1 protein-coding gene is annotated in these 2,690 nt (G+C 64.9%); it reads right to left on the bottom strand.

The annotated features are described in order from the left end of the window. Window positions 1-354: 354 nt before the first annotated feature. Window positions 355-2,046, bottom strand: a complete 1,692-nt coding sequence (locus DYI24_RS24740; protein ID WP_164574207.1) for a methyl-accepting chemotaxis protein — start codon at window positions 2,044-2,046, stop codon at window positions 355-357. Window positions 2,047-2,690: the final 644 nt, after the last annotated feature.

Raw genomic sequence — 2,690 nt, 5'->3', positions numbered from 1 at the left:
GAGGTCGAGCCGGGCGGCGCCGCCGCAGGCGAGCAGCTGGTCCAGCGGGGCGAACAGCTCGCGCAGCGGTGATTGCGGCCGCAGGGCCGGATCGATCGCCGGCCGGCTGTCCGCCGGGCGGATGAGACTTCCGGGATGGGCCATCGCTCGCTTACCTCGCCCGGCGCTGATCCGTCGCGCCGAGAGGCGGCGACGGTGGAACCTCACCAATCTGTAAACGGGCTTGGTTAATGCCGGCTTTACCAAGACCTCGTGCGGTTACGGGTAGGGGCAGGCGGGCCGGGGCTAATGCCTTGAAATGCAAACGGCCGGCGCCTTGGGAGGCGCCGGCCGCGACAATGGGGTCGGAGACGGTCAGGCCGCGCGGACCGAATCCAGGAAGTTCGAGACTTCGACCTTCAGCCGGGTGGAGTCGCCGGACAGCGACTTCGCCGCCGCAAGCACCTGGGACGAGGCCGCGCCGGTCTCGGTGGCGCCGCGCTGCACATCGGTGATGTTCGACGACACCTGCTGGGTGCCGAGCGAAGCCTGCTGGACGTTGCGGGAGATCTCCTGCGTCGCCGCGCCTTGCTCCTCGACCGCGGCCGCGATCGTCGACGAGATCTCCGACATCTTGGCGATGGTCTCGCCGATCTCCTTGATGGCCGCCACCGACTGGTCGGTCGCCGCCTGGATGCCGTTGATCTGCAGCGTGATCTCGCCGGTGGCCTTGGCGGTCTGCTCGGCCAGCGCCTTGACCTCGCTGGCAACGACCGCGAAGCCGCGGCCGGCTTCACCGGCGCGCGCCGCCTCGATGGTGGCGTTGAGCGCCAAGAGGTTGGTCTGACCCGCAATGGTGCTGATCAGTTCGACCACGTCGCCGATCCGGGACGCCGCCTTGGCGAGCTCTTCGACCCGGCCGTTGGTCTGGCGCGCCTGGTCGACTGCTTCGTGGGCGATCCGGGCGGATTCCTGGACCTGGCGGCTGATCTCGTTGACCGACGAGGACATCTCCTCGGTCGCCGACGCCACCGACTGCACGTTGGTCGAGGCTTCTTCGGAGGCCGCGGCCACGGCGGTCGCGAGCTCCTGCGATTGCTCGGCGGTGCGGGTCAGCGTAGTGGCCGAAGCCTCCAGTTCGTCCGAGGCCGCTGAGACGGTCTCGACGATCTCGCCGATGGCGCGCTCGAACGCTTCGGCGACCTGGTTGGCGTGAGCCCGGCGCTCGGCCTCGGCGCGCGCTTCCATCTCCTGCCGCTCGCCTTCGAGCCGCCGGCGTTCCTGCGCGTTGACCTTGAACACTTCGACGGCTTCCGCCATCTCGCCGATTTCGTCGTGGCGGCCGATGCCCGGCACCTCGATATCGATGCGACCGCCGGCCAGATCCTTCATCGCGCCCGTCATCGCCTGGATCGGCTTGGTGATCCGCCGCGCAATGAACACCGACACAGCGATGGTGATCAGCAGCACCAGGGCGGCCGCGATCAGCGAGTGCTGCATCGCGTTCCAGGTTTGGGCGTCGAGGTCGTCGATATAGACGCCGGTGCCGATCACCCAGCCCCACGGTTCGAAGCCGGTCACGAAGGTCAGCTTCGGCTGGGGCTTGTCGGAGCCCGGCTTCGGCCAGACGTAGTCGACGAAGCCGCTGCCGCTGCGGCGAACCGTGTTGACCATCTCGGCGAACAGCATCTTGCCGTTCGGGTCCTTGGCGCTGGATTGATCCTGCCCGATCAGCTGCTTGGCGATCGGATGCATGAGCATTTTGCTCTGCATGTCGGTGATGAAGAAGTACTCGTTGCCGCCGTAGCGCAACTTGGCGATCCGCGCCTGGGCGCGCTTCTGCGCTTCGTCGGTGCTGATCTCACCGCGCTGCGCGGCGTCATGTTCGTCCTTGACGAAGCTGACGGCCAGTTCGGCGAGATGTCTGAGCTCGATCTGTTTCTGTTGCTGCAGGCCGGTCGCCAGCTCGCGGGAATCCAGCAATGTGAGGCCGAGAAGGCCGATAAAACCGAGGCCGATCAGCAAGTAGATGCGTCGGCCGATAGTCAAGTGCAGTCGAGACAGCATTAATCGAGCTCCAAAATAACGACGTGCGGCCGGCTTCGCAGCCAGTCCGTGCGCAGTGCAATTTCCGATGGGTGCTCACAGGCCGCTCGCGCCCTGTGTCTTGCCTTATGTCTCTCTCGAAGATCGCATCGACAACGGATGCTGATCGGACCGGACTCGTCGGACGCGCGTGCGCAACGCCTGACGAATTCGGATGAGGAGACGTCCTGTGTCACCCAAGGGTATCAGCAGGTCTGGCCGTTGCGACGAATAGGTAGCAGAGCCAGTATTTCCACAAACCATGCGATCCAAACACTATCGTTTTAGTAAAGACGGGCCTCAACTAATAAGAGTGCTACTCAACTCCAGCTTGAGAATGGTGCGGAATTCTACACAAGGATACCGTAGGTGAGTGGTCCATACCTCGGTATTCTACGAAGTGATACTTTTGGCCGCACAACCCTCGTGACCTCCCGAAGGAAATCCCTCTTGGCTCCGTATTCACGACATCGGCCCGGTTCGCCGGGCCAAACTTCGACCAGGGAAGGATGTCGTGATGCGCAAACCGATCAGGACTGCGGCGCTCGCCGTCTCTGCAACACTGGCCTTCGCCGGCTCGGCCGCGATCGCGGCGCCGCTGGCGCCCGTGCGCCCGTCTGCGGCGG

The organism is Rhodopseudomonas sp. BR0C11 (genome assembly GCF_010820945.1).
Taxonomy (GTDB): Bacteria; Pseudomonadota; Alphaproteobacteria; order Rhizobiales; family Xanthobacteraceae; genus Rhodopseudomonas; species Rhodopseudomonas palustris_H.
The sequence above is the reverse complement of the archived record's forward strand: the minus strand, read 5'-3'. Positions and strand labels throughout refer to the sequence as shown.